A 24,178-nucleotide genomic window follows, 5' to 3' on the forward strand; every position below is an offset into this window, starting at 1 on the left:
TCAAGTCTACCTGAAAATTTTTGTTGGTAGAGTAAGCGAAAAACAAATTATTTTTTCAGTAAAATTGATTCTATCTTTTCCTTTAACTGGTCTTTAGACATTGCTCCCTGAAGCATTTGGGGTTTTCCTTCCATAGGGATGTATAGAAGGGCTGGTATTCCTTGAATGCCGAATGCCTGGGCCAACTCTGTTTCTTTATCTACATCGACTTTGTAAATGTTGATCTGTCCGGCATATTCTTTGGCAAGCTGTTCCAGTGAAGGAGCGATCATCTTACAGGGACCGCACCAGTCGGCATAGAAGTCGATGATGGCAGGTTTGTCTCCGAGATATTTCCACTCATTCGGATTCGCTTCATAGTTGTATATCTTTTTCAGGAAGTCCGCCTTTGCAATATGTACAGGTGCAGCTGCTTGCTTTCCAGTTACTTCCGTGGTTGAAGTCGTTTCATCGCTGTTGTTTTTGGCTTGTCCTTTACAGGATACTAAAGTCATGAAACCCACAACTAAAACCAGTAATGTGAAGATTCTTTTTGTATTCATTTTATTCTATTTTGGTGTTGATAATTATTTCTACTATGAAATGTTCTTATATGAAATTATAATACAAACATATATTCTATCTTCTAATACAACAAGTTTCTAGTGGAAAGTATTATTGCGGATAACATAGTTTCACAGAAACGGCATGATTCTACAGATTAAAAAGATTTATTGCCTGTGTCTTTTTATTGTGTTAACACTTTTGTCGGCCGATCGGATTTGATATGATTGAAATTATCTATCTTTGTGGCAAAGAAAGGTAATCAATGACTCAAAAATATCCATCCGCTTTATTGGAAAATGCAGTAAATGAGTTGGCTTCGCTTCCCGGGGTGGGGAGGAAGACGGCTTTGCGACTGGCTTTATATATGTTACGCCGGGATGAAGGTTATACGGAAAATTTTGCATCCGCTTTGCTGGCCTTGCGGAAAGAAGTGAAGTATTGCAAAGTCTGTCATAATATCTGTGACGATGAGATGTGTTCTATCTGTGCAGATCCTAAACGGGATCAGTCGACCGTTTGTGTGGTTGAAAATATCAAGGAAGTAATGGCGATCGAAAATACCGGGCAGTTTCGTGGTGTTTACCATGTTCTTGGAGGGATTATTTCGCCGATGGACGGTATTGGCCCGGGCGATTTGCAGATAGACAGTCTGGTACAACGAGTAGCTAACGAAGAAGTAAAGGAAATTGTCCTTGCACTTAGTACTACGATGGAAGGGGATACGACCAATTTCTTTATCTATCGCAAGCTATCCCCTTATAATGTGAAGATAACCGTCATTGCCCGTGGTGTTTCTATTGGTGATGAGATTGAGTATGCAGACGAAATAACATTGGGACGTTCTATTGTGAACCGTACCAGTTTTAATGACTCGATAAAAATATAATCTGATTCTTATGTACGAAACCAAGATTTCCGTTATCATCGTAAACTATAATGTAAAGTATTTCCTGGAACAATGTCTTTATTCGGTTCAGGCTGCTGTTGCCGGACTCGATGCTGAGGTTTTTGTTGTGGACAATAATTCGACGGATGGTTCTGTCGATTATCTCCGTCCCCGGTTTCCGGAAGTGACGTTTATAGAGAATAAGGATAATCCGGGATTTGCCAAGGCCAATAATCAGGCGATCCGTCAATGTAACGGAGAGTATGTTTTGTTGCTTAATCCGGATACAGTGATAGGCGAGGAGAGTCTTCGAACTCTGTGTTTCTTTATGGATGAACATCCGAATGCGGGTGGGATAGGTGTAAAGATGCTGGATGGGCATGGGGTATTCCTGCCTGAAAGTAAACGGAGTTTTCCTTCTCCCTGGGTTTCGTTCTGTAAGATATTCGGTTTGTCGAAGTTGTTTCCGAAATCCCGTGTTTTTTCAAGATATAGCCTGGCGTATCTGGATAAGGAGAAACAACATAAAGTGGATGTGCTGGCCGGTGCATTTATGTTGCTGCGCCATGAAGCGCTGGATAAAACCGGACTTCTGGATGAAGATTTCTTTATGTATGGCGAGGACATCGACCTGTCGTACCGGATGGTGTTGGGGGGCTATAAAAACTATTATATCCCCGAGCGTATTCTTCATTATAAAGGAGAAAGTACCAAGCATGGCGATATGAAATATGTAAAGGCATTTTACGGTGCCATGTTGATCTTTTTCAAGAAATATTATCCTCATTCCGGTTGGCTGATGGGATTTTTTATCAAGCTGGCTATCGGGTTGCGTGCTTCAATGGCTGCTTTATCGCGTTTGTTGGGAGTAAAGCCAAAGTCGAAAAGCAAGCATAAACGCTTACTGGTTGTTTGCCGTGAGGAAAATTTTGAAGCGATTAAGGCTGCCTGCGTAAAACAGATGCCGGAACTGGAACATGTAAATCTTTGGGACCTGGACGGGGAACGTGTAATGGATGCTATCTGCCGCCGTAATCAGATGAAGGAGTTTACGGATTATGCTTTTTGTTATCCGGATGCCCGTTTTGAGCAGATGCTTCTGTTTATGGATACACTGGTCGACAAGAAAGTTACTTATCATATTTATTGTAAAAAAAGCGGACAACTAATATCACCGGGGAAATAATATGGCACAACTGGAAAATGAAACGATTCGTCTCCGTGCCCTGGAGCCGGAAGATCTGGAACTTTTGTATCGCTGGGAGAATAATCCGGAGCTTTGGAGTCTTGGAAATACAATGTCTCCCTATTCGCGTTATATACTGAAAGAGTATATTCGTGAGTCGCATCGTGATATTTTCGATCTGAAGCAGTTGCGTCTGATGATCGAGCTTCGTTCAACGGGGGCGGCTGTCGGTACTGTCGACCTGTACGATTTCGAACCGCATCATCGGCGTGCCGGTATCGGTATTTTACTGGAACCTGTTTATCAGGGAAACGGGTTGGCTATCGAAGCAATGAATGTACTGATAGATTATGCGTTCTCTTTTCTGAAACTGCATCAGTTATATGTGCATATACCCATTGATAACGAGGCCAGCAAAGCCCTTTTTACCCGCTGCGGATTTACCGTTACAGGTATCATGACAGATTGGATCATCACAGAAAACGGATATTCTGATGTACTGATGATGCAAAAAGTCAATAAACAGATTGTGTGATAATTTAATTCAGATAAGGATCTTTCGGATATTTAGTCCATGCCTCGTAGTTACTGCCTAACTGTTCGAGTGAGTTCTTCCAGAAACTTTCTCCATCGGCAAGTAATACATTTTCTTTAGCTGCGTGACTGACTACCCACGAGTTTTTATTGATCTCGTTTCCCAACTGTCCTTCCGTCCATCCCGAATAACCGAGGAAAAACTTTACTTTTCCTTCAATCGAATGGCCATTCTGTATATAACGTTTCAATGCTTCGAAATCACCGTCGAAATACAGGCGGTCTTTGATCTTTACAGAGTCGGGTACGATCAGATCTCCCAATGAATGGATAAAGAACAACCGGTTGGCACTTACCGGGCCACCCAGATAGATTGGTATTTCCGGATACTCTTCCAGTTCCGGAAAAAAAGTATTTACAATCAGATCCGTTTTCTTATTTAATACAAACCCCATCGATCCCTGCGTATTATGTTCTACCAGTAGAACAACAGAACGCTGGAAATAAGCATCTTGCAGGAAAGGTTCTGATATGAGTATGCTTCCTTGTGCAGGAAGGAGATTATTATGCGTAATTTTGAATATGTTATTATATGTAGCCATAGTGAAGATTGCTTACTGTTGTTAGACAGGGACAATATATGGCTTTTGATGTTAAGAAGCAAACGAAAAACCCGGCATTTGGGTTAATAAGTGTAAAATAAATGCCGGGTTTGTGTTAATTATAAGGTATGATTTTCTTTGAATAGCTTTAAACGCTCTTCAAGCAGATCATATTGATGCGGTTTGATAAATGAAGTACAGGCGCGAAGTCCTTCCTGATTACTTCCTGTCGTGCTTAATGAGATAGCACTTACACCGTAATAGATCAGTTCTTCCATCAACTGTCCGCCGGTCATTCCGGGATAGGCGATCGTGAAATAGAAGCCGTCGGCAATAGGCTCGTCGAGGTCATGGTCGTAAACGATCGTAAAGCCATAGTCTGTAAAGATCTTCTTTAGCTTTTCAGCACGGCGTCCATATTCTTTCACTTCAGTGATAAAATCGAATTGTCCGTCTGATGCCGCCTTGAACATGGCAGCCAATGCAATCTGAGCCGAGTGGCTGGTTCCTGATGACAGGGCGTATAAAACGCGGTGAATATATACTGTACCGAAAGTACCGCCGCCATAACGCTTAGTCAGTCCCGAATAAGCACGATGGTAAAGTTTATTGGAGATAGCCGTCACGCCGATACGCTGTCCGGCATAGCTGAATGCTTTGGAACCGGATATCTGTAAGATGTAATTATCTGTATAATGGGCAACGCTTGCCTGGTAAGGTGCTTCAAACGGTTTGCCAAGCTCTTTGCGGAAGTCCATTGCGAAATAGGCGAGGTCTTCGATCACGATCGTATCGTATTTGTTTGCCATTTCACCGATGATCTTCAATTCATCGTCTGTCAGGCAGAACCAAGCAGGGTTGTTGGGGTTGGAGTAGATCATAGCTGCGATATTACCTTTGGAAAGATGTTCTTCCAGGATGGCGCGCAGTTTTTCTCCACGGTATTCGTATACGTCGAATGATTCGTATTTATAGCCCATCACAACGATTTGTTGTTTTTGGACAGGAAATCCCGGGTCGATGAACAGGATGGTGTCTTTTCCTTCCGTGCATTGTCCGCTGGTAAGGAAAGAGGCGAATGTTCCCTGCATGGAGCCGGTTACCGGAACACAACATTCCGGAGCGATATCTATATTAATGAATGCCTTGATGAATCTGGAGGCTTCTGCTTTTACTTCCGGCGTACCGTTGATGTTCGGGTAAATGGAAGCGATGCCGTTCTGTAATGCTTTTACTTCTGCGTCTACGCCCACTTGCGCCGCTTTTAATCCGGGAACACCCATTTCCATGTGTATGAACTCGGTATTTGTTTCCTGTTCCAATTGTGTGGATATGGCAACAACTTCACGAATCGTTGCTTTCCCGAAATCCGGTAATCCGTAGCCATCTATTATTCGTCTGGCAGTCTGATAATCTACTGGAGTATTCTTCATGTCTGTTATATTTATATGGAGGACAAAAGTAAAAAAATAATCAATCCAATGTGAAATATTTGTGTGAAACTGTTGTATAATTAAAAATATTATCTACCTTTGCACCGCAATCGAGAGAGATGCGATACAAAAACATTGGTTCGGTAGTTCAGTTGGTTAGAATACATGCCTGTCACGCATGGGGTCGCGGGTTCGAGTCCCGTCCGGACCGCTTTCAAAGAAAGCAAAATAAAGTAAAGCTCTGTAATTCAATGATTACAGGGCTTTTTCTTTTTCCTCACTTTGGCAAAAAATAGCAGTTTAGAGTAGTCCGCACATGGCTTATTCGTGGGACTTTTTGAAAGCTATTTTTGCTCCCACGAATTGACGCATTTGGCTTTGATTGTCAGTGTTTTGCGCAGTTGGTTTTTGAGCCTAATAAACTAATTTTGCAACACTTAAAAATTAAAGAATTATGGGAGCAATGAAAAGAAACACATTGAGCGTACTATTCATTATCAAGAAAGCGAAACTTCTCAAAAACGGCGAAGCTCCTGTTTGTATGCGCATCACCGTAAACAAGCGAGTAGCCGAAGTGATGATTAAACGGAGCATTCCTGCGGATTTATGGAATCAGAAAAAAGAATGTTCCAAAGGGAAAGACCGTGTAGCCACAGAACTAAACCATTATATCCGTACAGTCCGAGCCAAAGTATTACAGATACATCGTGAATTGGAGATAGACAATAAACAGATAACAGCCGATATAATAAAAGATTGTTTCTACGGACGTGATAAAGTGCAATGTAGTTTATTAGAAGTCTATGCGGAACATAACGAAAAATGTCGGGCTTTGATAGGCAAAGACTATACAGCGTCTACCGTAGCCAAGTTTGATACCTCTATCAATCGCCTAAAAGAATATATCCGCTCTTACTACCACCGTGATGATATAATGTTATCGGAGGTAGACGGACAGTTCATTCGTGACTTCGACTTTTGGCTGAAAACTGATAAGCATTGCCAAAACAATTCTGCTTTAAAGCATTTGAAGACTTTAAAAAAGGTCATTCGTATTGCTTTGGCTAATGACTGGATAAAAAAAGATCCTTTTTACGGTATTCACTTCAAACAAGAGGAAGTAGAGGTGGAATTTCTATCACGTGAAGAACTGGATATTTTGATGAACAAAGAATTTACCATCAAGCGATTGGAGCAGATAAGAGATACTTTTATCTTCTGTTGCTTCACGGCACTCGCTTTCGCAGATGTTAAACAGTTAAGCCGTGAACACCTGATAAAAGACAATAACGGTGCATTGTGGATACGCAAGGCACGACAAAAGACGAATCAGATGTGCAATATACCTGTGCTATCTATACCTCAAAGAATACTTAGAAAGTATGAAGATAATATAGAGTGCATCAAGAAAGGTGTGCTTCTGCCTGTAATAAGTAACCAGCGCACAAATTCCTATTTGAAAGAAATTGCTGATCTATGCGGTATTACCAAGCGACTGACCACGCACACAGCCCGTCATACGGCGGCTACAACTGTATTTCTAGGCAATGAGGTATCAATGGAGAATGTAGCTAAGATTTTGGGGCACTCTAATATAAAAATGACACAGCACTATGCAAAGGTGTTGGATAGCTCTATTATGAGAGATATGATTAATGTAGAAAAGAACTTTCTTAAATTGTAGTATCGTAATTTTCCAAATCAGACTAAAACATTAACGAAGATAAGCTCCGCATCCAGTTCGTTCAAGTCCAAGCCCTAAAGGGTTAAGCCAAAAATCTCCACACCTGCGCTACGCTTCGGGTAGTATTTTTAGCTTAAGACTTGCACAAACTGGTTGCTACACTGATAGAGTTAATGTTATTAATCCGTTTCGGAAAAAATGTGTTTTTGAGTTGAGTTATTTAATAAACCCAACCTTTGAGCTATATTTACCGCTTCGATAGAATTGTTTGCTTTTAATTTAAGTAGAATGTTTTGTCTATGAGTGTTTATTGTATTGATACTGATATTCAAAGAGTTTGCAATCTCTTTACTTAATAAACCTTGTTTCATTAATTGCAAGACGCTCAATTCTCTATTTGTCAATGGTTCTTCTAAGGTATCTGACAAATCAATAAATATCTGTTCTCCTGTTTCAAAATTATAAAGGTGGCTTTTGGTTGTTTCTGATTCATGGCTTGCATCAACATCTATAACCGATAGCATAAGCCAAATATTCCCCGACTTATCTAATTCTATTGCTTGCTCCTGTTCAATAATACGGATATATTCCCCACGTACATTTCTTACTCGCATTTCATGTACCATCTTATGCTTCATTTTTTCTTCAGCGGAAAGACTACTTAATAAGGAATAGATTTTCTTTCTAACAAGCAAGCCGTAATGTATATCACCCGGATGCATAATCTCTAAGACTGGTTCATTCCCGTTAATAAATAATCTTTTAGAGTCAATCCCGTATGATTGAGGGATATTGTCTGATGCAAAAACGAATTTCTTAGTATAACAGTCAAAGACTAACACTATACTATGTGCGAGTTCTGATAGTTTTAGCCAATCTGCTTTTTTCTGTTCTATAACTGAGTAATCCAGCTCGTCAATAAAAGCACCTGATATTGGCAGAATATTTTCGACTGCTTTTTCTATTTTATCTATTGATTGATTTTTCATACCTCATATTTCCAGACTGTTAAGCCTCACCTCATTATAAATGACTATTGTAACAGTTAAGGCTTGCCTGTAACTTTGCACAAAGTTAATAAATTAATAATGAATAACATGTGTAGAGTTACATATAGTTAGTCATGCTAATAATAAACAATTAAAAACTATCAATTATGATTCAGAAAGTTAAGCTAACAACACGTGAAGGTAAAAAAGTTATGGGCTACCGAGTTACTGTTACTTCGGATTTTCATTCTAATATAGAGAATATATGGGATAAAATTCAAGATGTCGATACTTTGAGAGAGATTTGTAGACCTAAAGCCAGCTTTATTTCTTGTGATGACTCTCCTATGTTGTGGGAAGAGGGTAGATCCTTTGTTTTTAAGCTGTTCTTGCATGGCTTTTTGCCAGTAGGTAGACATACGATAAACGTTGTCAAGATGGATAAAGCGTCACGAGAAATTGATACAAAAGAATATAACGATACTATAATCATTTGGAATCACTATATTAAGATGGAGGAAATAAGCCAACAGGTAACCCGATATACTGACACTGTGGACTTATATGCAGGTTGCTTTACGTCTATTGCTGCATGGTGGACTTTAAAATTCTATAAGCATAGACAGCGTAAATGGCAAATAATTGCGAAGAGTTTATAAATTCATATCGAATGATAAAAACAGAGGGTCATGTCAGATTGGGATTTAACTGAAAAGCGTATATATAAATTGCTAAGACATCCATACCAATTAGATAAGTCTGTTGTTGAAGATATGGCTTCTGCTTATTTGGAATTTGTGGAGGAACTCTTTGATTACCTGAATAGGATAAGCGACAATAAAATACGTATAAGACAGCTTAATATGAGTTACATTGACTTTGGGACACTTAAAGCGTTGGAAGAATCATGTCCCACAGAAAACAGTAAGTTAAAACTGGTTTTCCTAGATAAGTTGTTATCATTGATAAATATGGAGCAGGAATTAATCTATCGGCAGATGGAATATCCTAAATTCTTTATCAACATCGAATCTGAATGGAAATCACCATTTTATTTGAATAATGAAGTAATAAAACTAGTAGATATGATGGAGCTAGTCTGTGGTATCTTCTATATATCAGATGGCGTTATCCGCATAGATCATAAGGAAATCTTTCTTAGTGATGTAGCACGTATCTTTGAAAAGATGTTTAATATAAATTTGGGTGATATTTATAAGAAAGAAAGTGCAGTAATCAAACGAAAACCAATGAAAATAACTGACTTTCTCGACAGATTGAAAATTGCCATCATCCAAAAGAGTAAAGAAGAAGGTTACTATCATTCATAAAGTATGAAATAATTCAGTCTGTAAATCAATCATATACATTTAATTCATGGGGGAGTACCACTGGTATTCCCCTAACTTATTTGCACTCATTTGCCGAACTTTGCTTCATCAATCGATTGAAAGCAATAATGTTAAACTAAAAATTGAAGCAAAATGTATATAGACAACGAAAACTTCGAGAAGTGGATGGAGAAGCTATCCAAGAAACTCACTGAAATCGGGCAAGACCTGAAATCTCTTATCAATACTGACACTGTATTCGATGAAGATGAAAAGCTGTTAGACAATCAAGATTTAGCTTTCTTGCTAAAAGCATCTTTCAGAACCCTACAACGCTATCGGGCTAAAGGTGTACTTCCCTACTTTACAATCGGACGGAAAGCATACTATAAAGCTAGCGACATTAGGGCTTTTGTTCGTGAACATGCCGATTCTCAAACCTACAAACAGTTTGAAAAAGCCAATCAATTAGATAATAAACCCTGATAGCAAAAGGTAGCAGAGAAAGGAAGCCTGCATTCAGACTATTTTTCTGCATCGATACCCCGATTTAGCACAAACTGCCTCACCTATCGGTTCGGCCTGTTTCGCTAAATCGAGCAAGAGGGAACTGGACAAGTCCTGTTCTTCCCTCTTGCCCTGCGGGGCAAAGCCTTCGGCTTTAATAGGTTACATTCGTAACCATTTATAACAGTGATTATAAGACGGAAATGCATTTCGCTTATAATCAATTGAATGAATCTCACTTTCTTTATAAAAAAGTTATAATCATGGATAAGACCGATAATATATCCACCCTTACCACCATCGGAATAGACCGACAGACGGGTAAGTTGATAGATAAGCTCTGCAAACGCTATTCGCTAAAAAAAGGGGAAATAGTCAGGCTGGCATTTGTCTATATTGATAAAGCGTGTATCAACCCATCGGAAGCACCAGAATCAGTAAAATCGGAACTGGCGAAAATAAATAAACGGCAGGACGATATAATCCGCTTCATTCGCCACTACGAAGAAGAACAACTGAATCCCATGATACGAACCGCCAATTCTATTGCGGTTCGGTTTGATACCATCGGCAAGACATTGGAAACCCTTATTCTTTCTCAACTGGAATCCAGTCAGGGGAAACAAACAGCCGTACTACAAAAAGTAAGTGAGCAGTTCGGCAAACATGCAGACATAATTAACCAGCAAGGAAAACAACTCACCGCATTGTATCAGATACACCAACGGGATTATAAAAAATTGCTTCAACTGATACAACTCTATTCAGAACTATCCGCTTGTGGTGTGATGGATAGCAAGCGGAAAGAGAACCTAAAGGCGGAAATTATCAATCTGATAAATACATAGAGCCATGTACATAGATTTTGCCCCGTCATCGGGTGGAACATATAACAATGCGGGTAGCAGTCGGCAGTTGATAGCATATTTAGAGCATGAAGATTTAGAACGGATGGAGAAAGGAATCTATACTGATGGTTTTTTCAATCTGACAGAGGATAACATCTATAAATCAACCGTTATGAAAGATATAGATACCAATATCGGGCAACTATTGAAAACAGATGCTAAGTTTTTCGCTATCCATGTCAGCCCATCGGAAAATGAACTTCGGGCAATGGGTAATACCGAACAAGAGAAAGCCGAAGCCATGAAACGGTATGTTCGGGAAGTGTTTATTCCTGAATATGCCAAGAACTTCAACAAAGGGCTATCCGAAGCGGATATAAAGTTTTACGGGAAGATACATTTTGACCGCAATCGCTCCGATAATGAATTGAATATGCACTGTCATTTGATTGTGAGCCGGAAAGACCAAGCTAGTAAGAGAAAGCTATCTCCGCTTACTAACCATAAGAATACCAAGAACGGAGCAATCCAAGGCGGCTTTGACCGTGTAAATCTGTTCCAACAAGTGGAACAAGGCTTTGATAAACTGTTTGGATATGACCGCCAACAATCGGAATCGTTTGGCTACCACAATACGATGAAGAACGGTTCTATCTCCGAACAAATAGAACTACAGAATAAAGACTTTACTGGCGAAAAGGAAAAAGAAGTATTTCAATCCAGTGAAAAAGAAAACAATATTTCTTGCAATCTTGATAGCAAGATGGAAAATAAGCATTGTAACAATCAGCAAAATAAAAGTGGTGGTGATTCTCTATTATCTATCTTTTCATTGGGAGATGGCAATAATTACGATGCAACACTGGCAGAAGAATTACAGGCGCAGAAACGCAAGAAGAAGAATAGAATAAGACGATGATTGAATATGAAGAACTAAAAGCCGATATAGATTGCTACCTGATGGAGCGTTTCAAATACCGTAAATTACTTGTCTGCCCAACAGAGGATAATGTCATTACCATCCAAAGAAACAGCCGAGTAGATTTGTATTTACTTATCAGAAGGTTAAAGCAGATTTCCAACTGCCTGACTGATTATCGCAGGATTTGGATTCAGTAAGGAGCAAACAAGGGATGAAACACACTTTCTTCAATTTCTGACTGAAGTAGTACGAAAGTATGATTTCAATCATATAGGCATTGAGTGTGCCAATGACAAAAGCTGTGCATTTGCCAAAAAGCTAGGCTTCTATTCCATAGATAGCAAGAATACGCAATAACAGTAAGCATCTAATGAAGTGTTTCTGGCCTTAATTAACAGAGTTTATTCAGCAAACCCCGTCAAGGGTATTAGAATTTATACAAAAATTTAGTACGCTTACCCTGTCTAAAGATCACTAAGTTTATTTTTCTCAATATTATGCATGTAAGATTGATGCAAAATACATATATTTGCATCTGAAGCTTTAATAAGCTTATAACCAGTTTTCTAATTTAAAAATAGTATAATGTTTGAATTAACGAGTTTTAGAATAAACAAACTTCATGGTTACAAAACTTACGACTTGAAGTTCAATGGAAATACATTGATTCTTGTAGGAGAGAATGGTGCGGGGAAGACTACCGTATTAAGGATATTGTATTACTTTTTATCAGGGCAATGGAATGTATTAGGGAAATTTCGTTTTGATTCAATTTCAGCAGTAATAAACGACAAAAGGTACTTGGTTAAAAATTCCGACTTAGCTAATTTGCTAGATTTATCAAATAGAGAGTTCTTAATGCAATTACCACCTCCTATTAGAAGAAGACTTTCTGATATTTCGGATAATTACAATGTTAATATTGGTAATATACCTTTGGGTGAGCTAGAAATGTTATGTAGTCGTTATGATATTCCATTTCATATAATACTGAGAGAATTAGACTTCTTTAACGAGAAAAACAACAATAAAATAAGTAAAAAACTAAATCTTGAATATCAAGAAATAAAGAACCTTTTAGGAGATACTCAAATTCTATATCTCCCTACCTATAGAAGAATAGAACAAGAGCTTAGCACGATTTTTAAAGGTCTTGACGATGATGACTTAAGGCATAGAAAACGTTATATGCAAAGTAGAGAAAGATATAATAGTATTGAGCTTGTAGAATTTGGAATGAAAGATGTAGAGCGTTCAATTGAATCTATGCTCAATGGATTAAAAGAATTCGCAAGGGAGAATTTAAACTCATTAACTCTGGGCTATTTAGGAGATGTTGTTGATGAAAAATACTCAGAGGTAGATGTAAATCAAATTAAATCAGCGTCCAATGAAACTATTAAAAATATTTTAGGACGAATCGATAAAAAAATATTATCTGATGGAAGTAAAAAGCACTTATTTGATTTAATTGAAAAAGTAAAAACAGGTGGTGAAATCAACGAACATGCAAAAGTAATTTGTCACTATTTTATCAAACTTCTAAATTTTCAGCAAGAACTAGGAAAGAAAGAACTTAGTATAACTCAATTTTGTGAGGTATGTAATAGTTATATGGAAGATAAAATTTTTGAATATGCTAGTTCTTCCTTTAGTTTTTCAATACTTCCTCAAAATGCAATTAAACAAAATGACTCGATTACGACAGATCAGTTATCTTCAGGTGAAAAGCAAATTGTTTCTTTGTTTAGTCATCTATATCTGACAGAAAAAAGCAATTATTTTGTTTTAATTGATGAACCTGAATTATCATTATCTGTACCTTGGCAAAGAAAAATATTAGCAAATATTAAAAATGGAGAGTTTTGCTCAGGGTTAATAGCTGTAACCCATTCTCCATTCATTTATGAAAATGAATTATCTCAGTATGCTCATGGATTAGGTGAATTTTTAGTAGATTGATAGCCTCATGGAAATGATTGATATACATAAAAGTGCTCTTCAAGATATAGATGCAATAGTTTTACATGAATTTAAATTAAGATATAAAAAAAAATCACATACAATTTATGGATTTGTTGAAGGAAAAGATGACCCCTGTTTTTATCGAGGATTTATAGAGAATGCTGTTCCTGAAAAATGGAAAGTGGAATTATGGCCTGCTGGAAATAAAGAAAGCGTTTACAAAATTTACTCAAATTTTGATTGGAGGCAATTTGATAAAAATCAAATTCTTTTTTTTGTAGACAAGGATTTGTCAATGCTTTTAGAAAGAAAGTATGAAACATCAAGAAATATATATGTAACAGATGAATATTCAATTGAGAATAGTATCGTAACTCCAAATACATGTGATAGGGTTTTGAGAGAAATTTGCGGATTTACTTTTCTGAAATATGCAGAAATGGAGATGATACTTGATAAATTCCAATCTCAACTGCATCTATTTAAAAAGGAATTAATACCCGTAATGTCATGTATTCTTTATTGGCATAAAAATAAATTGCTAAACAAACAGTCTCGATTAAATAATATATTAATGAAACATCTTTTTCAGGTAAGCAAAGGTGTGTTTAGTGCTATTGTTAATCCTGATAACAAGAGTGATATTATTGCTTATGTTCATGAACAATGCAGCATAGATTTAATAAATAGAGATATTATTTTAGAAGAGATTAAATATTTTACAGATAATCGCTACTATGAGAAATATACAAGAGGAAAGTATTTACTATGGTTTCTTGTTGAATTCTGTCTCTCTATTCATCAGAATTGCACTTCTTTTGACTTCATCTCGATTCCGCAAAATCCAAAAATGACTGTGAACTTATCTCAATCTAGTGGTGTGGTTTTGATCGCTCCTAGATGTAGAATACCTGATTCATTGAGGCTTTTCTTTGAAACTACGATATCAAAATATGTCGCAACAATTAAAATCACAGGTTAATATATAGTACAAAATTAGAGCAGGAAATTTCTTACTCTAATTTTGTAAGAAAATTCCGTATATTAAACTCTGGTATACCTCCATTCCTAATTGTTGATATATTGCTTTAATATTAATGCTCTAAATCAAATAGGTACTCTGGATCTCTTTATTTTAATTTAAATTCGTTTTGCATTTTTGATATCATCCGATAAATTGTACTTATTTTAAATCCATTTCGCAAGGCTTGTCATGCCTTTATTTATTTAAACACTGGTAACTTTCGTGTAAATTTGAGTGATCTTAATAGAAAGGTGTCCCATCATTTGGCTAGACTTTCAATCGGAACACTTTGTGTCAGATACACCGATGTTGCAAATAATATTCTTTTGCAATTATCTTCATCGTTTTATATCTACCATTTAGCAATCTTCATTTTTTAATTGTTATCTTTGTCCCAACTCAAACAACCACCGCAACACCGAGCAATCCAAAGTATTGTACACGTGGGGTTATTAGTGGGAGAAAGAATTTCGAGCTTACTAAAATATTGGTTCAGTGAAGATTGAAACTAAGGTTCATCTCCCGTCCGGACCGCTTAATAATATAAGCATAGATAAATCCTGCAAAACATTTGTTTTGTGGGATTTTTTTATGTGGTTATACTTCCCATCTTTAGATGTTTCATATCAAGTTATATTATCGTTTATTAATTTATACACCCACATTCAGTAATTAAGGTTATAATATCTGTAATTTGTCTACAAGACAATGCGATATAAGCCTTTACCTTTGCCTTATGAACATAAATAATAAACCAGATGAAGGAAATATTGAAAAACAAGTGTATGGCAATGGCTGTATGTCTTTGCATCACGGCAAATCTATTTGCGGCAGACAATCATTTAAATAACGATAGTATGGAAAAGAATTTGAATTTAACAGAAGAGTGGGACAAGGTGTTCCCGCAGAGTGATAAAGTGAATCACACGAAAGTGATTTTCCACAACCGGTACGGCATTACTCTTGCTGCCGATCTGTATATTCCGAAAAATGCCGGAGGTAAGTTACCGGCTATCGCTGTGAGCGGCCCGTTCGGGGCGGTGAAAGAACAGTCATCGGGTTTATATGCGCAGACTTTGGCGGAACGTGGTTTCCTTACCATCGCTTTCGATCCGTCTTATACCGGCGAGAGTAGTGGTGAACCCCGTTACGTCGCTTCCCCGGATATCAATACGGAGGATTTTAGTGCGGCGGTTGACTATCTTTCCACCCGCGACGATGTGGATGCGGAACGTATCGGTATTCTTGGTATTTGCGGATGGGGCGGTATGGCGCTCAATGCTGCGGCTATCGATACACGTATCAAAGCGACCGTCACTTCAACGATGTACGACATGAGCCGTGTAAATGCCAATGGCTATTTCGATGCGATGGATGCCGACGCACGTTATGAACTTCGCAAACAGCTTAATGCACAACGCACGGAAGATTACAGAAACGGTACGTATACTCTTGCCGGAGGAGTCGTGGACCCGTTACCTTCCGACGCTCCCCAATTTCTGAAGGATTATCACGGTTATTATAAAACTCAGCGTGGTTACCATAAGCGTTCGCTTAACTCGAATGGTGGCTGGAACAAGACTTCATCACTCTCATTTATCAATATGCCGATACTATCATACAGCGATGAGATCCGTAGTGCGGTATTGATGATTCACGGAGAGAAGGCACATTCACGTTATTTCAGCGAGGATGCGTTCAAGAAGTTGAAAGGTGACAACAAGGAACTATTGATTATCCCCGATGCAAATCATACGGATTTGTACGACCGAATGAATATCATTCCGTTCGACAAACTCGAACAGTTCTTTCGTGAATATCTCAAATAATAAAATAACTCTTACAAAATAGAAGCAAATGACACTCGATAATTTTTTGGAACATGTAAAAGAGGGCAGGCCACTCGATACACCTGAAATCAGTCGTTTCATGGATGAAATGAGCGATGAAGCGCGGCGTATCACTTTTGAACTGAACGGTTCTTATCATACTCAGGACGAGCTTCGGGTATTGTTTGCCAAACTGTTCGGTAAGCCGGTAGAGCCCTCTTTCCGTGTTTTTCCTCCGTTTTACACGGACTTCGGCAAGAACATGACCATAGGTAAGAATGTTTTTATCAACGCCTGTTGCCATTTTCAGGATCATGGAGGCATAACATTAGGAGATGGATGCCTGATCGGACATAATGTAGTATTCGCCACGCTCAATCACGATTTCAATCCGGAAAAACGAGCTTCGATGCATCCTGCCCCTATTGTATTGGGACGAAATGTATGGGTAGGCGCTAATTCGACTATTCTTCAAGGAGTGACGGTCGGTGATAACGCCATCATAGCTGCCGGTGCGGTGGTTACGAAAGATGTGGCGGCAAATACGGTTGTGGGCGGCGTTCCTGCCAAATATATCCGTAATATAGAGTAAGGACAGAACGATTTCCACGGTAGTTTACTGTGGAAATCATCTTTATCGCATTTTGCAGATTTTCCTGTAGTCTCCGTCGCTTTTTTTCTTAAAACCATTACTAAGGAGTGCCTTTATTGAAATAATATTTTCTTCCGCCGGGTCTGCGGCTATTTCTTTTCCGCCGATTTCAATAATTCTATCTTCCAGTATCTGAATGATTCTTTTTCCGATACCCCGATTTAAGAACTCTTCTTCACCAATCAGATATCCGATTTCATAAGTGTGATTTTGTTCTGCTACATCTCCATACATTTCCTGGAAATCGTGTCCTTCTTCTTCCTGGCTCTTTAGAAAAAAGCAATCAGCATAAAGACAATATCCTATTTTCCGGTCGTTATAGTAAACAATAAAGTGTTTTAAAAAACTGTATTGCCCATTCCTCTCATTTATTTCGTTTAGCCAATCCTCTTTTTCTCCAAACCATTTTTTTATATATTCTTTATCTAGCCATTTATCAAATAATGGAATGTCTTCTTCCTGGATAGGTTTTATTACAATTTCGTTGTTATTTATTATCATAAACGCATTGCTTTTGAAGCGATTTACTCTGTAAGCTCCTGTTTTTGTATTTGTTATCTCTTCAAAGTTAGCAAATATCAGGAAGGTACAAAACTCATACCCATACAAAAGAGAATCCATAGACAGATTTACGCCTAGTAGGTAGTTCGCCTCTTTTTATATCAAGATAGGCAACTGTGCCAAGCCTATGGCACAGTCGTGTGCTATGTACTGCACTTTATCCTAGTATTTTCAGAATTTGCTCCGGTGTTGCTTGCGGCAATAATTGTGTGAGGTAATCTATCAAGCGTTGTTTTGACTCTTCCGGTGACCGGTTGCCGGCAGCCTGTACTTTTTCTTTGCCGAACAGTACTTCCGGCGTTGTATATCTGGCGATACCCCATCCGTAAGGTTCTCCCTTCTTGTCATATCGGTATTCGAAATCAGCCACAACGAGCCATGTTCCCATTTGCAGCCGGGTCATGACTGTTTCAAATCCATCTCCTTTCGGTTTTGTCTTTTTAAGTAAAGCCTGTGTTTCGTTTGTCTCCCATGAGTCGAACGGATTGACACTTCTTTTGACCGGCTGCTTCTTGTAACCGCACAACGCTTTTATCTCTTTGGATAGGAGGGACTCATGCTCTGTGACTGTCTTATAAATAACGTTACCCATACTTTGTAAAGGTTCCGCTTTCAGATTGTACGTAGCACGCCTGTAGTTTACAAGTTCCGGAAACCATTCCATGCTGACAAACCCTGCTTTCTTCTGAAAGAGTTTCCCATAAGCACAATTGAAATTTCGGATAACAGGGCCTTTCCATTCCCACGGTCCCTCTTCTTCATCGGAAAACCATAATTCCTGCGGGGTAAATTCTTCAATGGAAAAATCCTCAATGCCATTCGCAAAGAAGGGTAAAAATCCCATCTTTGCAACAAGCTTCTCCAAATCTTCACAGCGATTAATCTTTGTCATGCAGCAAATATATGAAATAATGCTTAAACCATATGTTATTATATGGCAAAGATAGTTTGATGTGTAGAGTAGACCTATTACGGAAAATACTTCGTATCAGAATATACTGGATAAAGTCAGGTCTGAATTAGCCTGTAAGTATCTTGCTGAAGATATTTCCTTCTCGGAAGTCGCTTTTCTATTGGGTTTTGAATCGCAGAGTGCATTTAATAAATTCTTTCAGAAACATTTTAAAGGGCAACCATCAGACTATAGATCATAAATATTTCTTCTAAATATAGTTGTGGGATAACGAATTTCCATAACTTTGTTTTAGCATACCTGATAGTTTATAAAATAATATAGCATTTATATGAATATTCATCTTAGATTAGAGCAGCTTTCGGATTATAGAGAAACAGAAAATGTAGTACGTGAAGCATTCTGGAACCATTTCTCTCCCGGATGTGATGAACACTATCTGCTCCATATCATGCGCGATAGTCCTGCATTTGTGCCGGAACTGAATGTTGTAGCTGTAGTTGATGACAAAATAGTTGGAAATATAGTCTATGCAAAATCAATCATTCGGGCAGACAATGGAAACGAATATGAAGTGTTGAGTCTGGGGCCGATAGCCGTTCTTCCGGAATACCAAAGCAAAGGAATCGGCGGACGAATGATCGAATATACCAGACAGCTGGCCCGTGAAATGGGTTTCCGTGCTATTCTGTTATGTGGTGATCCGGATTACTATTTGCGACAAGGTTTTGTGCCGGCTGAAACGTTAGGGATTCGGACTGGTGATAATATGTATGCCACCGCGCTTCATGTTTGTGAGTTATACGAAGGAGCTTTAGCCGATGCAAAAGGCCGTTACTTTGAGGACTCGATATATGAAATAGATGAAGCTGCGCCATAGAATTTGACAAAAAATTTCCTTTGAAAGAAAAGATTACCGGCACTCCATCGCAAAAACGTTTCGATGAGATTGTGGTTATGCGAAGAGAGGCTTGACTGTTTAAAATAATAATAAAAACTTATTCCTGTAACTTATGAAAGCTAATAATTCCGACCTGTCACGAGAGAAAATATTAATAAGAACCTCGTGGATCAGTACAATTGGTAATGCCATACTTTCCGTATCGAAAATAATTATCGGTTTGTTGGCCGGAAGTTTAGCCGTATTGGGTGACGGTATCGATTCGGCTACCGATGTGATCATATCCATTGTTATGATCTTCACGGCACGTATCATGAGCCGCCCGCCTTCCAAGAAATACGTGTTCGGATATGAGAAAGCGGAAAGCATTGCGACCAAGATACTCTCGCTCGTTATATTTTATGCCGGCGTGCAGATGCTGTTATCCTCCATTGAAAGTATCTTTTCGGACGAGGTAAAAGAAATTCCCGCTCCCGTAGCTATCTATGTGACGGTATTTTCTATTATCGGCAAGCTTTTGCTGGCATTGTATCAGTATCGGCAAGGAAAGAAAATCAATAGCTCGATGCTGACGGCAAACGCGGTCAATATGCGTAACGACGTGGTTATCTCATCCGGTGTTCTGCTGGGATTGATATTCACGTTTATCTTTAAACTGCCGATACTCGACTCGGTTACTGGATTGATAATAAGCCTGTTCATTATAAAATCATCTATCGGTATCTTCATGGACTCCAATGTCGAACTGATGGATGGTGTGAAAGACGTCAACATCTATAATAAGATATTCGAAGCCGTGGAAAAAGTGCCCGGTGCAGGCAATCCCCACCGGGTCAGATCGAGGATGATAGGGAACCTGTATAATATCACCCTCGACATAGAAGTCGACCCCCAGATGACACTCATGCAAGCCCACGAGATTGCCGATGCCGTAGAGAAAAGTATCGAGAATTCGATAGACAATGTATATGATATACTAGTCCATGTGGAACCTGCCGGAAAATGTCAGACAGACGAGAAATTCGGAATAGATAAAGATATGGTGGAATAACGAATTTTTTGAATTCATATCTATAAGGACTCAGAAATATAATTTATAACTTATATTAGGGATCAAACCCGTACCGTCTTCCTTCTTTATCTTATTTGTTTTCTCATTATATTGATAGAAATGCATTCCTGTTCGTATGCCGACATTGAGCAACTTCAATGAGAACTCATGGGAAAGTTTACGTTTATTTATTCTGTAATTAATTGAAATGTCTCCATTCAGAACAGGACTGAATTTCTTACTGAAGGCTTTGGACTCATCGAATATGATATCATGTTCTTCATTTGTTTTCTCTTCATCGACCGGAGTATAACGATCGCCGCCATGAAAGAACAAACGGGCGTTCACACTGAACATATTTTGTTTCCGTTTGCCAACCATCCATTCTTTTCCGGCCAAGGCATTTAGTAGGAAGCTTCTATCCATTCTTGTATTCCGCCAGGTATTGTCTCCTCCTTTGTATTTTGATTTGAAGAGGGAACCTGTCAGCATATAGTAAAATCCGTTTGTCATATATTGTTCCAATGTAATATCGATACCATAGTTTTTACCTGCCCCTTTATTCGTCAATATTCTATCCAGATAGAAGTCCTCATGGTTGATCAGCGAGAAAGAGGAATTTGCTTCGACGGGGATGTTATATAAATATTGATAGTAAGGTTCGATTTTTACATGTAGATTGGATTTAATGTTCCAGTCATAACTGAAGCCAAAATGATGTGCTTTTGAAAAATCCAGGTATTTATTAGTTATCTTTTTACCGTTGAGATCCTGTTCAATAAAATAGTAATCTAATTTTTCTCTACGGCTATGTAAACCGTAAGCAACAGAAAAAGAGTGATTGTCTATAGGTTCCCATTTCAAAGCAAGTCTCGGTTCAACCGACCAGTTTTCATTGAGTGCAAAATATTGGGTAGTGATGCCTATGCTAGCTGTCACATGATGGCTGATATCGATTACCGAGGAACTGAAAGCGGACAGAACCATACTTTTTCCATTTCCTTTGGATATCTGTTCCATCGGCCTATCCAGTCCGAAGTTAGGGCTGACTTTATAATCGAGATCATAGTTCAATCCAGTAATTGCAATGCCTGACCTGTTGGTGTGTTTCGAACTGAACTTCTTATTTATATATGAATTGAACAGGATATCCCATTTCCTGTTTTGTATATCTCCGACATGTATTGATTGATCATCCAAAGTTTCCTGATCGGCCGATATTCTGTCTTTTGAATAAGTGGCAGACAAAGAAGAACGTAGATAAGTATTCTCATCGATAAAATATTTGTGGGTTATTCCACCGACTAATTTTTCTATCTTATTTTCGGCAGATTGCCGGTCTGCCTGTGTTTCCCACTTCGCGCGCTCCTCCGCATCTGCTTTGTTCCTGTCAATCAATCCTAATCCCCAGATAGAGAAAGTTCCGGCCTTTTTAGTCGGAAAGTTAAGTTTGAATGATAGATCCTGATATTTCAGATTACTTTGGCCACCACTGGCCAGACTGGTTGTAGATAGTCGGTAATTGAAGAGATAAGAACTCCCTTGCTTCTTACTGATCGGGCCTTCTGATGCTAAATCGATCCCCATCAATCCAACCTGGAAAGCATGTTCATATTTCTGATTGTTTCCGTTGCGCATGTGCATATCAAAGACTCCTGATAAGGCATTGCTGTATTCGGCCGGGAATGCGCCGTTATAAAAATCGGAGTTACCGATGACTTGTGTGCTTAATGCCGACAGGATACCACCACCCAATCCTGCGATATCTGCAAAATGGGTAGGATTAGGTATCTCAACACCTTCGAGCCGCCACTGTGTGTATTGTGGTGCATTACCCCGGATAGCAATTGCATTTGTCCCGACATCTCCTGCCACACCGGCAAAGGCGGAACTCAGGCGTGCCGGATCATCGAACCCATTGGCAAACCGACTGGCTTCTTCCATGCTGATCATACGCCCTCCGGTGATCGCCATCGGATTGACGGGTTCCGCCTTTTTGACTTCGGGATGGACTACGATCTCATTCAATTGGTGAACGTTTTCTTTTAACGAGATATCCAACTGTATTTCTTTAGATGAGGTAACGAGCACTTCATTGACGATATTGGTATTATATCCCATATAAGAGGTCTGTATATTATACCGTCCGACAGGTACATTTTTTATCTGGAATTCTCCCAGACTATCCGTGATAGCTCCTAAAGAAGGATGTGCTAAAATACTTACTGTCGCAAATTCGACTGGTGTATTACTTTTGGAGTCGGTAACAGTTCCCCGTATCGTTTGCACGGGTTTTTCGTTTTGGGGGATGTTCGGGGCTTCTTTGTGAGTGGAAGGGTAGATGATGATATGATAGCCGTTTTTCTTATAAGTGTATTGTTCATTTTTCAATATATGTGTCAATACTTTATCGATATCAACTTCTTTCAGGGAAAGAGATATCTTTTTACTCAGATCCAATGCCGGTTGTTCGTAAGCTATGCTGTAATCCGTTTGTTGTTCAATTTCAGAGAAAGCATCTTTTATGGATATGCTTTTGTTTTGTATTGAAATTTTCTTCTCTTTGTTCTGGGCGGTAATCCCGAAAGAGAGAAAAACGAAAAATAATAAAATGACAAACCTGTAGAGTAGTTTTATTGATTTAATTCGATCCATTATGTTATATTTGTATTGTTGATACTTCATTTTACTTCACATTGTAATGAGGTTCGATATTTCAGAATCGGGGAGAGGGTCTCAAGCTGCTTCCCGGTTCTTTTTATTCATAGGCATTTGTTGTTTCTTATTTACTTAATACTATCTTTTCTCCTTGTTGCCGATAGGTGAAGCCGACCACATCTTTCAATACATCGAGTATCTCGGTAAGAGTTTCCCCTTTCAAAAATTTGACAGTGTAGGATCTGGATGCCGAAATAGCTGTCTTATCATCGATTGTGACATTGAAATGTCTTTCCAATGTTTGTTTTATTTCATTGAATGATGAATTGATGAATAGGATTTGTCCCACTAACCAGGCGTCGGTTTCTACTGGCAATACCTGTTCGATATTCATGGCTGAGGTATTGATGTTATATGTCAGTTGCTCATTCGGCCTGAGTATTTGACTTTCCTGCAATGGTGTAGAGACTTCTACCTTTCCGCTGGTAAGGGTTGTCGTTACGTTTTCATCGCCGGGATAGGCTTTAACGTTGAATTTGGTTCCGAGAACTTTGACGGAAAGTGGTTCGGTTTTTACGATAAAAGGTTTTGCCGGATTCTTTTTAACAGAGAAATAGGCTTCTCCTTTGAGATATATCTGTCTTTGGTCATCGGTAAATACCTTTGGATATTTTATACTCGATCCGGAGTTTATCCATATTTCGGAGCTGTCTGGTAAGAATAAGTGCCTGGTTTCTCCGTAGGCTACGGAAATTTCTATCAGTTTATCCCGGGTATAATATAGATATCCACCGGCCATTATGAACAAGGGGATAAGTACGGCTGCGATCCGTAAAAGTTTTTGGTGGTACGGAATATATGCTGTTTGACTCTTTGTATATCCGATCCTCTGATTTACCCGCTTTAAAGCTGAATAGGTATCCGAATTGATTTCAGTATTCAGTTCGTTCCAATATTCTAACGAGGCTGCTTCTTTTTCTTTTGTGTTTTCATCTGCAATAATCCACCTCTGTACTCTTTCTTCTGTTTTCTCAGGGAAGTGGCCTGATAGAAATCGTTTGATAATTATTGCGATGTTATTTTTCTCCATTGTACTATACTTTTATATATATACAGTCGACAGAGGAAAAGCTCAGTGAGAAAAAGAAAGATTTTT

23 protein-coding genes, 1 tRNA gene and 1 pseudogene are annotated in these 24,178 nt (G+C 38.6%); 17 read left to right on the forward strand and 8 right to left on the reverse strand.

Going from position 1 to position 24,178, the window contains the following annotated elements; translation table 11 throughout:
* Positions 1-47: 47 nt before the first annotated feature.
* Positions 48-542, reverse strand: coding sequence for a thioredoxin (trxA, locus tag HMPREF1536_RS18585; protein WP_028728347.1), 495 nt, complete (start codon positions 540-542; stop codon positions 48-50).
* Positions 543-808: 266 nt separating this feature from the next.
* Between trxA and recR the strand changes: the two genes are divergently transcribed.
* The 3 genes from recR to HMPREF1536_RS18600 are packed head-to-tail and all read left to right on the forward strand — an operon-like array spanning position 809 to position 3,153.
* On the forward strand, positions 809-1,432 hold the full coding sequence (recR, locus tag HMPREF1536_RS18590; RefSeq protein WP_007659371.1) for a recombination mediator RecR: 624 nt from the start codon (positions 809-811) through the stop codon (positions 1,430-1,432).
* A gap of 10 nt (positions 1,433-1,442) precedes the next feature.
* Positions 1,443-2,618, forward strand: coding sequence for a glycosyltransferase family 2 protein (locus tag HMPREF1536_RS18595; RefSeq protein WP_028728346.1), 1,176 nt, complete (start codon positions 1,443-1,445; stop codon positions 2,616-2,618).
* A 1-nt stretch (position 2,619) separates the two neighbouring features.
* Positions 2,620-3,153 carry a GNAT family N-acetyltransferase gene (locus HMPREF1536_RS18600; RefSeq protein ID WP_028728345.1) on the forward strand — a complete coding sequence of 178 codons (534 nt, stop codon included), beginning with the start codon at positions 2,620-2,622 and terminating at the stop codon, positions 3,151-3,153.
* Positions 3,154-3,157: 4 nt separating this feature from the next.
* Here the strand turns inward: HMPREF1536_RS18600 and HMPREF1536_RS18605 are convergent, their stop codons facing one another.
* Together HMPREF1536_RS18605 and HMPREF1536_RS18610 are read right to left on the reverse strand one after the other, a co-directional pair.
* On the reverse strand, positions 3,158-3,754 hold the full coding sequence (locus tag HMPREF1536_RS18605) for a YqgE/AlgH family protein (protein WP_010803326.1): 597 nt from the start codon (positions 3,752-3,754) through the stop codon (positions 3,158-3,160).
* Between the two features lie 119 nt (positions 3,755-3,873).
* Complete coding sequence (locus HMPREF1536_RS18610; protein ID WP_028728344.1) at positions 3,874-5,187, reverse strand: aminotransferase class I/II-fold pyridoxal phosphate-dependent enzyme; 1,314 nt, start codon at positions 5,185-5,187, stop codon at positions 3,874-3,876.
* A 137-nt stretch (positions 5,188-5,324) separates the two neighbouring features.
* Here HMPREF1536_RS18610 and HMPREF1536_RS18615 point away from each other — a divergent pair.
* A tRNA-Asp gene (locus HMPREF1536_RS18615) sits at positions 5,325-5,398 on the forward strand.
* 243 nt (positions 5,399-5,641) lie between these two features.
* Positions 5,642-6,871: a site-specific integrase gene (locus HMPREF1536_RS18620; RefSeq protein ID WP_028728343.1), complete on the forward strand. Its 1,230-nt coding sequence runs from the start codon at positions 5,642-5,644 to the stop codon at positions 6,869-6,871.
* 179 nt (positions 6,872-7,050) lie between these two features.
* Here the strand turns inward: HMPREF1536_RS18620 and HMPREF1536_RS18625 are convergent, their stop codons facing one another.
* Positions 7,051-7,860, reverse strand: coding sequence for a LuxR C-terminal-related transcriptional regulator (locus HMPREF1536_RS18625; protein ID WP_028728342.1), 810 nt, complete (start codon positions 7,858-7,860; stop codon positions 7,051-7,053).
* A 167-nt stretch (positions 7,861-8,027) separates the two neighbouring features.
* Between HMPREF1536_RS18625 and HMPREF1536_RS18630 the strand changes: the two genes are divergently transcribed.
* The 9 genes from HMPREF1536_RS18630 to HMPREF1536_RS18675 all read left to right on the forward strand — a co-directional run bounded on the left by HMPREF1536_RS18630 (position 8,028) and on the right by HMPREF1536_RS18675 (position 16,878).
* Positions 8,028-8,519, forward strand: a complete 492-nt coding sequence (locus tag HMPREF1536_RS18630) for a hypothetical protein (RefSeq protein ID WP_028728341.1) — start codon at positions 8,028-8,030, stop codon at positions 8,517-8,519.
* 30 nt (positions 8,520-8,549) lie between these two features.
* A complete protein-coding gene (locus tag HMPREF1536_RS18635) occupies positions 8,550-9,191 on the forward strand; it encodes an RteC domain-containing protein (RefSeq protein ID WP_028728340.1) in 642 nt (213 codons plus the stop codon).
* A gap of 153 nt (positions 9,192-9,344) precedes the next feature.
* Complete coding sequence (locus HMPREF1536_RS18640) at positions 9,345-9,677, forward strand: helix-turn-helix domain-containing protein (protein ID WP_028728339.1); 333 nt, start codon at positions 9,345-9,347, stop codon at positions 9,675-9,677.
* Positions 9,678-9,961: 284 nt separating this feature from the next.
* Positions 9,962-10,546, forward strand: coding sequence for a BfmA/BtgA family mobilization protein (locus HMPREF1536_RS18645; protein WP_028728338.1), 585 nt, complete (start codon positions 9,962-9,964; stop codon positions 10,544-10,546).
* A 4-nt stretch (positions 10,547-10,550) separates the two neighbouring features.
* The gene (locus HMPREF1536_RS18650) at positions 10,551-11,465 is read left to right on the forward strand and encodes a DUF5712 family protein (RefSeq protein ID WP_028728337.1); all 915 of its coding nucleotides are present in this window, start codon (positions 10,551-10,553) and stop codon (positions 11,463-11,465) included.
* A gap of 588 nt (positions 11,466-12,053) precedes the next feature.
* Positions 12,054-13,430 carry an AAA family ATPase gene (locus tag HMPREF1536_RS18660; RefSeq protein ID WP_028728336.1) on the forward strand — a complete coding sequence of 459 codons (1,377 nt, stop codon included), beginning with the start codon at positions 12,054-12,056 and terminating at the stop codon, positions 13,428-13,430.
* A gap of 7 nt (positions 13,431-13,437) precedes the next feature.
* Positions 13,438-14,415 carry a DUF4435 domain-containing protein gene (locus HMPREF1536_RS18665; RefSeq protein WP_028728335.1) on the forward strand — a complete coding sequence of 326 codons (978 nt, stop codon included), beginning with the start codon at positions 13,438-13,440 and terminating at the stop codon, positions 14,413-14,415.
* A gap of 800 nt (positions 14,416-15,215) precedes the next feature.
* A complete protein-coding gene (locus tag HMPREF1536_RS18670) occupies positions 15,216-16,286 on the forward strand; it encodes an alpha/beta hydrolase (RefSeq protein ID WP_028728334.1) in 1,071 nt (356 codons plus the stop codon).
* A gap of 28 nt (positions 16,287-16,314) precedes the next feature.
* On the forward strand, positions 16,315-16,878 hold the full coding sequence (locus tag HMPREF1536_RS18675) for a DapH/DapD/GlmU-related protein (RefSeq protein WP_028728333.1): 564 nt from the start codon (positions 16,315-16,317) through the stop codon (positions 16,876-16,878).
* A gap of 42 nt (positions 16,879-16,920) precedes the next feature.
* On the opposite strand, the gene HMPREF1536_RS18680 is transcribed toward HMPREF1536_RS18675, so the two are convergent.
* Both HMPREF1536_RS18680 and HMPREF1536_RS18685 read right to left on the reverse strand, forming a co-directional pair.
* Positions 16,921-17,439 carry a GNAT family N-acetyltransferase gene (locus HMPREF1536_RS18680; RefSeq protein ID WP_028728332.1) on the reverse strand — a complete coding sequence of 173 codons (519 nt, stop codon included), beginning with the start codon at positions 17,437-17,439 and terminating at the stop codon, positions 16,921-16,923.
* 217 nt (positions 17,440-17,656) lie between these two features.
* Positions 17,657-18,391 (reverse strand): AlkZ-related protein, encoded by a 735-nt coding sequence (locus HMPREF1536_RS18685; protein WP_028728331.1) that lies wholly within the window; start codon positions 18,389-18,391, stop codon positions 17,657-17,659.
* A 76-nt stretch (positions 18,392-18,467) separates the two neighbouring features.
* Between HMPREF1536_RS18685 and HMPREF1536_RS27185 the strand changes: the two genes are divergently transcribed.
* The 3 genes and pseudogenes from HMPREF1536_RS27185 to HMPREF1536_RS18695 all read left to right on the forward strand — a co-directional run bounded on the left by HMPREF1536_RS27185 (position 18,468) and on the right by HMPREF1536_RS18695 (position 20,364).
* Positions 18,468-18,653: a helix-turn-helix domain-containing protein gene (locus tag HMPREF1536_RS27185; RefSeq protein WP_081693350.1), complete on the forward strand. Its 186-nt coding sequence runs from the start codon at positions 18,468-18,470 to the stop codon at positions 18,651-18,653.
* A 90-nt stretch (positions 18,654-18,743) separates the two neighbouring features.
* Positions 18,744-19,387: pseudogene (locus HMPREF1536_RS18690) on the forward strand (GNAT family N-acetyltransferase).
* Between the two features lie 59 nt (positions 19,388-19,446).
* Complete coding sequence (locus HMPREF1536_RS18695) at positions 19,447-20,364, forward strand: cation diffusion facilitator family transporter (protein WP_028728330.1); 918 nt, start codon at positions 19,447-19,449, stop codon at positions 20,362-20,364.
* A gap of 30 nt (positions 20,365-20,394) precedes the next feature.
* On the opposite strand, the gene HMPREF1536_RS18700 is transcribed toward HMPREF1536_RS18695, so the two are convergent.
* On the reverse strand, positions 20,395-23,019 hold the full coding sequence (locus HMPREF1536_RS18700; RefSeq protein ID WP_028728329.1) for a carboxypeptidase-like regulatory domain-containing protein: 2,625 nt from the start codon (positions 23,017-23,019) through the stop codon (positions 20,395-20,397).
* A 127-nt stretch (positions 23,020-23,146) separates the two neighbouring features.
* Entirely contained in the window at positions 23,147-24,112 is a 966-nt protein-coding gene (locus HMPREF1536_RS18705; protein WP_028728328.1) for a FecR family protein, read from the reverse strand.
* Positions 24,113-24,178 lie beyond the last annotated feature (66 nt).

Origin of the sequence: Parabacteroides gordonii MS-1 = DSM 23371, assembly GCF_000969825.1 — a bacterium.
GTDB classification, from domain to species: Bacteria; Bacteroidota; Bacteroidia; order Bacteroidales; family Tannerellaceae; genus Parabacteroides; species Parabacteroides gordonii.